The 7518-nt window shown below is 39.1% G+C and carries 6 protein-coding genes and 2 pseudogenes; 6 read left to right on the top strand and 2 right to left on the bottom strand.

The features are described from left to right. The first annotated feature begins 192 nt into the window (after positions 1-192). On the top strand, positions 193-1857 hold the full coding sequence (gene dndC, locus ACE1AT_RS05440) for a DNA phosphorothioation system sulfurtransferase DndC (protein WP_374866268.1): 1665 nt from the start codon (positions 193-195) through the stop codon (positions 1855-1857). 168 nt (positions 1858-2025) lie between these two features. Here the strand turns inward: dndC and ACE1AT_RS05445 are convergent, their stop codons facing one another. Then, positions 2026-2271: a helix-turn-helix transcriptional regulator gene (locus tag ACE1AT_RS05445; RefSeq protein ID WP_017310453.1), complete on the bottom strand. Its 246-nt coding sequence runs from the start codon at positions 2269-2271 to the stop codon at positions 2026-2028. Positions 2272-2355: 84 nt separating this feature from the next. Between ACE1AT_RS05445 and ACE1AT_RS05450 the strand changes: the two genes are divergently transcribed. From ACE1AT_RS05450 to ACE1AT_RS05465, 4 genes are all read left to right on the top strand, one after another. After that, on the top strand, positions 2356-2610 hold the full coding sequence (locus ACE1AT_RS05450; protein WP_374866269.1) for a hypothetical protein: 255 nt from the start codon (positions 2356-2358) through the stop codon (positions 2608-2610). A 142-nt stretch (positions 2611-2752) separates the two neighbouring features. After that, positions 2753-4735, top strand: coding sequence for a DNA sulfur modification protein DndD (dndD, locus tag ACE1AT_RS05455; protein WP_374866270.1), 1983 nt, complete (start codon positions 2753-2755; stop codon positions 4733-4735). Between the two features lie 111 nt (positions 4736-4846). After that, the gene (gene dndE / locus ACE1AT_RS05460; protein WP_374866271.1) at positions 4847-5233 is read left to right on the top strand and encodes a DNA sulfur modification protein DndE; all 387 of its coding nucleotides are present in this window, start codon (positions 4847-4849) and stop codon (positions 5231-5233) included. Positions 5234-5305: 72 nt separating this feature from the next. Beyond that, entirely contained in the window at positions 5306-6820 is a 1515-nt protein-coding gene (locus ACE1AT_RS05465) for a DNA phosphorothioation-associated putative methyltransferase (RefSeq protein ID WP_374866272.1), read from the top strand. Positions 6821-6943: 123 nt separating this feature from the next. Here the strand turns inward: ACE1AT_RS05465 and ACE1AT_RS05470 are convergent. Further along, a pseudogene (locus tag ACE1AT_RS05470) lies at positions 6944-7057 on the bottom strand (transposase); the annotation flags it as partial. A gap of 58 nt (positions 7058-7115) precedes the next feature. On the opposite strand from ACE1AT_RS05470, the pseudogene ACE1AT_RS05475 reads away from it, so the two are divergent. Next, positions 7116-7518, top strand: a pseudogene (locus tag ACE1AT_RS05475) (RNA-guided endonuclease TnpB family protein); the annotation flags it as partial.

Raw genomic sequence — 7518 nt, forward strand, 5'->3', positions numbered from 1 at the left:
TTTAAGTTGTGAGCAAAATATTGTTCTACAAAAATTGATTTTACTGATAAAGTTTTTAAAAACGTTAAATATTTAGAATATTAGGGTTAAGTTTACAGTACACATAGGAAGGGTGAGTAAAATATTGCACTATTTCCCCATGCTTGGGGGAATCGAGCGATTTATCACCTGTGATTCCAGAGGAAGGGAGAAATGGTCATCGCACAACAGCCAGAAAATAAAAGTCAGCAACCGCGTACTGTAGCAGAGTTAGTAGAAGAGATCCAAGCTTTGACTACAGAAATACAAGATTTGTATTGTTTGGACGAAATACCTTGGGTTGTGGGTTATTCGGGGGGGAAAGATAGTTCATGTGTATTACAACTAGTATGGAATGCGATCGCACAACTTCCACCCGAAAAGCGAACTAAGACTATTCATGTAATTACAACAGATACATTAGTAGAAAATCCCTATGTCTCTGTTTGGGTACGCAACTCTCTCAAGCAAATGAAATTGGCTGCTCTTGATCAAAAGCTACCATTTGAACCCCATTTACTACAACCAGAACCCAAAGAAACATTCTGGGTCGGTTTAATAGGTAAAGGTTATCCAGCACCAAAACCAAAATTCAGGTGGTGTACAGAACGTCTGAAAATAAATCCATCTAACCGCTTTATTCGTAATGTTATCCGTAGTTGTGGAGAAGCTATTCTTGTTTTAGGTACTCGCAAAGCCGAAAGCACAAAACGTGCTTATAGAATGAAACAGTGGGAAAGCAAACGGGTACGCGATCGCCTCAGTCCTAACATGAATTTGCCAAATTCCCTAGTTTACAGTCCTGTAGAAGATTGGCGAAATGATGAGGTTTGGCTTTATCTCATGCAATGGGAAAATCCTTGGGGATATAGCAACAAGGATTTATTCTCGATGTACAGAGGTGCTAGCGCTGATAATGAATGTCCTTTAGTTGTTGATACATCTACTCCTAGTTGTGGTAGCTCTCGTTTTGGTTGCTGGGTCTGTACGCTAGTAAGTGAAGATAAATCACTAACTGCAATGATTCAAAATGACGAAGAAAAAGAATGGTTACAACCTCTTCTTGATTTTCGTAAAGAATTAGATGCACCAATAAACCGCGAAAGACGAGATTTTCGACGTAGAAATGGTGATGTCCAACTCTATGAACGTAACCTCAATGAAGAAATTTCAGTAGAGCCTATTCCTGGACCATACATTAAAGAAGCGCGAGAATATTGGCTCAGAAAACTTCTAACTATTCAACAACAACTGCGTCGCACAGCACCAGAAAATATGCGCGACATCACATTAATAACCTCAGAAGAAATGAGCGAAATTCGCCGCATTTGGTTAGAAGAAAGACACGAATTCGATGATAGTTTACCCCGCATATATAAAGAAGTGACTGGTGAAGAATTTCAAGATCCGCGCCCTGGTGCTGACTACAGTCTCTTAGGTACCGATGAATGGGCTGTATTAGAAGAAATCTGTGCAGATGACGCTATGCACCTTGAACTAATGGCCAAGTTATTAGATACAGAACGCCAATTTCGCAAGAGAGCGCGTCGAGTGGGAATATATGATGCGCTAGAAAAATGCTTTGAAACTAGTTCCCGTTCTCGTGAAGAAGCAATTGATATTGCTCACATGAAAAGAGATTTGAAAACAGCAATTACTCAAGGCGATGTCGAAAAAGTAAAGCAATTAACTTTAGGAGATGTTACTAAAACTGAAGAAATTATAAATGTAACAGATGAGTTAATTGAAAATTCTACAGAGAACTCATCAACTACAAAATCAGTAGCTAAATCGAAAACTTGGGCGAATATGAAATTCCAAAAAAAGGAAAGTGAATAGTTATCAGTTATCAGTTAAGTAGAACGATTTGAAAAAAACAAACTATGTGAAGTAATGTAAAATTATTGGAATCTAGTTCGTAGTAAGGACTTTAGTCCTTATTTGAGGACTAAAGTCCTTACTACGAACCTTTAATTATTTATGCTGTTCTACTTACTTGACTGATAATTAAAGTTGTTTCTCATCCTCAAAATCATCTCCTAAGTAGAGTCTGATAAAGTCTTTAGCTGCTACAGGATTAATTTTCTGTAGCGCGTCGCGAATTTCTAATACCGTTTCTGCAACAGGATCTCTAATCTCGTACACCCAACGGTGAACGTTTGGTCGTCCAGTTCCCATTGTCACAGCTAACTGATTTTGGCTGATTCCGTGAGTTTCTAACACCTGTTTTAACGCTTTTCCTGCTTTTCCCATACCTTTGATTGTGTCAAAGGCTCATGACTGAGTAAACGTTACCTATAGGTAACAATAATCTTAACAACAAACAGGTGAATTCCAATGACTAAAAGCTTTTTAGCAGATCCCTTTCCCACTTCCACACCTGCTGTTTCCTCCAATACTTCCACACAAAAAACATCAGGCAGAGAACCTGTGAAAGTGGTAATATATGGTTCAAAAAAAGGAGTAAATAGTACAATTATTAGCCTTTATAAGCTTGGTTTTGCCCAAATTAATGAGTGGAGTCCATTATTACCAACTTCCAAACCCGGCGAAGTAATGAGTATTTTGACCCGAAATATAATCACAAGCTGAACTTTAAAAACAGCTGCTGAAAAATATGGTAGGGTGAGCAATACCAACTCTATCAATAATTAATTGACGCAAAGCCGCAAACAGCTAAGATCAAATTTGCGACTTTGCGTATTTGTATGAGAATTAAATATCAAACATTACTATGATTTTTCTTGAACTTATTCTGCAAAACTTTGGCCCCTACAATGGACGTCAAGTAATCAATCTGAATCCAAAAAGTCATGATTACACTCGCCCAATTCTACTTTTAGGGGGGATGAATGGTGGAGGAAAAACCACACTCATGGATGCAATTCGTCTTGCACTTTATGGACATCGCGCTCAATGTTCTACTCGTGGAAATTTAAGTTATAGTGATTTTCTGAGTCAATGTGTTAATAGTAAAGCAGAACCAAATGAGAAAACTCGTGTTGAGTTAGTATTTGAACATATTGAAAATGACAAACCCATCAAATATAGAGTTGTCAGGACTTGGGAAAAAAATCCTAAAGATGGTAAAGACCATTTAGGAATTTTGGGTGATGACGATACCTGGCCTGTTGAAGCTTTAGTTAATACTTGGGATGATTATATTGAAAATCTGCTACCTTTAGGGATTTCCAACTTATTTCTCTTTGATGGGGAACAGGTAAAAGAACTAGCAGAACAAGAAGTACCACCACCAATCGTAGTCGATGCGATTCGCGCTCTTTTAGGACTAGAATTGGCGGAAAAATTAGCGATAGATATAGAAATTTTAGTCAATCGCAAACGCAAGGAAATAGCCGAAAAACAAGACTTAGATAACTTAGAAGAAATTGAACAAAATCTCAAGCGACTACAGGAAGAATTTCAGCATCAACAGCAAAATTTAACTTCCCTACAAGCAGAATTAAAGTTATCAGAACAAGAAGAACAAGAAGCTGTTGATAAATTCCTTTCGGAAGGCGGGAAAATAGCCGCAGAACGTAGTCATTTAGAACAACAAAAACAAGAAGTAACTACTCAAGCAGAAGCAATTCGTCAGACAATGTGTGAATCTGCGGCTGATGTTTTACCGTTAGCATTAATTCAACCATTACTTACCCAAGTGCAAGCACAAGGAGAAACTGAATTTCGCACCCGACAATTGCAAATAGCACAGGATATTATACTTGAAAGAGATCAACGTTTGATGAATTTAATTAGTCAATTAGAAATCGAAAATCAAAAACTTGAAAAGATCAAATCCTTTTTGAAAGAAGACGAAAAGACGCGAAATGCTAATTTACAACAAAAACAACCTTGGTTGCTAGCAGATGATGAAGCTTTAAGTCAACTAGGTAATGTAATTTATTATTTACAAAATGCAAAAAACTCTGCCAAACAGCAATTATCAAATTTGAAAAACAAAGAAGAAGAAATAATTAATATTGAGAGACAAATGCAAACCGCAGCATCTCCAGAAGAGTATGAACAACTTCGTGAAGTGGTGCGAAAAGCACAACAAAAAGTTGCTGAAGCTAAAGCTAACTGCGAAACTACACGCCGTCACTTGATTGAATTAGAAACAACTATTGAAAAGTTTAAAAAAGATTTAAAAGAATATACCGAACAAACGATAGATCGTAAGAATAGAGAGCATATTATTACAGCTTCAGCCAGAGTTCAAGAAACACTCAAACTGTTTCGTGAACGCTTGACTTTGAGAAAATTAAATAAATTAGAAAATGAAGTCACCGAATGTTTTCGCTATCTGTTGCACAAATCAGACTTAGTACATCGCATCGTCATTGATACCAATACTTTTAGCCTATCTCTGTTTGATTTGCACTCGCAACCAGTTCCCAAACATCGCCTTTCTGCTGGGGAAAAACAACTTTTAGCGATTGCCTTCCTCTGGGGATTAGCACGAGTCTCCGGGCTGCGCTTACCAGTAGCAATTGATACGCCACTAGGAAGATTAGATTCATCGCACCGTACTAACTTAGTCGAACGTTACTTTCCCTCAGCTTCTCATCAAGTAATTTTACTTTCCACCGATACCGAAATCGGAGAAAAAGAAGTGAAAACCCTGCGCGAAAACGAAGCGATCGCCCGCGAATATCTCCTCAAATATGACTCATCCACCCGCCAAACAACCATACAACCAGGTTATTTTTGGTAATCTTATTACTCAATGAACTCTTTGTGTCTTAGTGTCTTTGTATTTAAAAAATGATTTTTTTACCACCAAGACACCAAGACACCAAGTTACCAAGAAAAATCATCAAAATATATGGAAACTCCTATCGAACGTATCAAATTATCTCAAACAGCCAAAGAACAACTGACAAAACTCAAACGCAACACCAAAATCGACCAATGGAATATTTTGTGTCGTTGGGCGTTTTGTTGTTCTCTTGCGGAACCCACAGCACCCTCCCCAGTCCCAATTCCCCAAGATAGTAACGTCGAAATGACTTGGCGCGTCTTTGGGGGCGAAATGTCTGATATTCTGCTACTGGCATTAAAACAACGCTGTTATAACGATGGTTACGGTACAGACAAAGAAACCCTAGTTACCCAATTTCGCCTGCATTTGCATCGTGGAATTGGATATTTAGCTGGTGATCCAAATATCAAGAAAATTGAAGATTTGATTGAATTAGCGACCAAGAATTGAAATTATGGTTAGTGATTGATACAAACACTACTAACTACTAACTACCAACTACTAATAAATTTAATTGCTCTTATGTCCGAGAGCTACATCGAAATTGAACGCCATAGAGCTGCGATATTCCGCATTGATTTGTCTCGCCCTGTAAGGTTGGCAATCGAGTGGTCTATTCTAAACAAAGAGACTACGTTTTTTGACTATGGTTGTGGATACGGTGGTGATGTCGATCGCATCGCCAATTTAGGTTATACCAGTTCTGGCTGGGACCCTTATTATTTTCCCAATCGCGATCGCACTCCTGCTGATGTCGTCAATTTGGGCTACATCCTGAATGTGATTGAAGATACAGAGGAACGCCGTCAAGCCCTTGTGGCAGCTTGGTCACTGGCGCGGAAGGTATTAATTGTTGCTGCTCAAGTCCTAGTTAATGCTCCGAGTCGCAATCTCATACCCTATGGCGATGGTGTTGTCACCCGCCATAACACGTTTCAGAAATATTACCAGCAAGAAGAACTCAAAAAATACATTGATGAAACACTAAATGTCGATGCTGTACCTGTAGCGCTGGGTATCTATTTTGTGTTTCGAGATGAAGCTGAAAAAGAAGCTTACAAAGCCTTACGCTTCTTCTCTAAAAATTCTACGCCCAGAGTTCGGATTCCAGTCAAACGGTTTGAAGATTACCAAGAAATGCTTCAGCCGTTAATGGATTTTCATGCTCAACGCGGGAGACTACCAGTCAAAGGCGAATTGGCAAATGAACAGGAATTATTAAAAGAATTTGGTAACTTCCGTCGAGCTTTTGCTGTGGTTTTGCAAGCTACTGACGAAGCCGAATGGGATGCGATCGCCTACCGTCGTTCTCTTGATATTCAAGTTTATCTCGCTTTGACTCATTTTGAAACTCGCCCCTCATGGCACAAGTTATCACCAGAAATGCGCCACGACATCAAAGCCTTTTTTGGTTCCTATGAGGAAGCTTGTGAAGTTGCTGACGCCAAGCTGTTTAGCTTAGGAAAATCAGGGGTAGTAAAGGCTGCTTGCGAAAAAAGTAAAATTGGTAAACGTACACGTAGTGCTTTATACGTTCATGTTTCTGCTTTATGTGAACTTGATGCCTTGTTACGAATTTACGAAGGTTGTGCTAGCCGCACTATCGGACGTGTTGATGATGCCACATTAATAAAATTTGATACCGAAAAATCACAGATTTCTTATCTGCTTTACCCAGAATTTGATACTGACCCTCATCCCGCTTTAAAAGCAAGCATTGTGATCGACTTAAAAACTTTATACATAACTCATCGAGACTATGCTACCAGAGCAAATCCACCTATACTCCACCGCAAAGAAACATTTGTTACTCCTGATTATCCTCTTTACGAAGAATTTTCTCAACTCACCAAACAAGAAGTTGAATTAGGATTACTCAAACACAAAAGCGAGATCGGTACTCGTGAAGGTTGGACAAAATGCCTTGCTGAATATGGGGTAGAAATTAGAGGACATCAAGTTTATCAATTGGGGAACGGGGAAGGTGGGGCCCCCTCTGGGGATAAGGGGCAACAGGGATTAGGGATTGGGGAGTAAGATATGGTACAATTCCCCGGATTCGTATGTAGAATCTATCAAAATATAGCGGGAGCGTGAGAACCCCTACGATTTATCGAGGGGATGAAACGCGACTCGACAGGTTTTAACCTGTCGTATCTCTTATTTTCCCCGTTGACCCTCAATGTACTTTTTAACTACCTCAGTGCTTACCTGACCTGTTGACGCTACAAAATAAGTTGGTGTCCATAAAGCAGGTAGTTTTTTTAATTCTGGAACTTTGTTGTTTTATTATGTAGTAGCAATTATAATAAACAACAGGAGGTGATGCAAGTTGTACAAAACAATCCCAGTAAAAGCAAGGTTCACGGATGAAGAAAAAGTGTTTTGGATTGACCAGTGTCAAAACGCCAATAGTCTGATTAACTCAGCAATCTTTGTTACTCGTCAAAGTCATTATGAGATGTTAAAAGCGTCTGATAATGCGTTTACGACTTACTGGCGTGGTGATGAATTACGGCATGGATGGAAAACTTATAGGTGCAATACCACATACCCGGAGTTGGAAAAAATCCTTAAAGACAACCCACATTACAAAGCAATGGCAGCACAGTCTGCACAGCAAACCTTGAAGTCTGTAGGTGAATCAATAGTTGGGTACAACGGGTTAGTTAAAGCTTATTACCGTGGTGAAGTTGATAAACCATCGTTACCCGGTTACAGAAAAAGTGGTGGAC

The sequence above is a fragment of the Pelatocladus sp. BLCC-F211 genome, from assembly GCF_041928655.1.
Lineage (GTDB): Bacteria > Cyanobacteriota > Cyanobacteriia > Cyanobacteriales > Nostocaceae > Pelatocladus.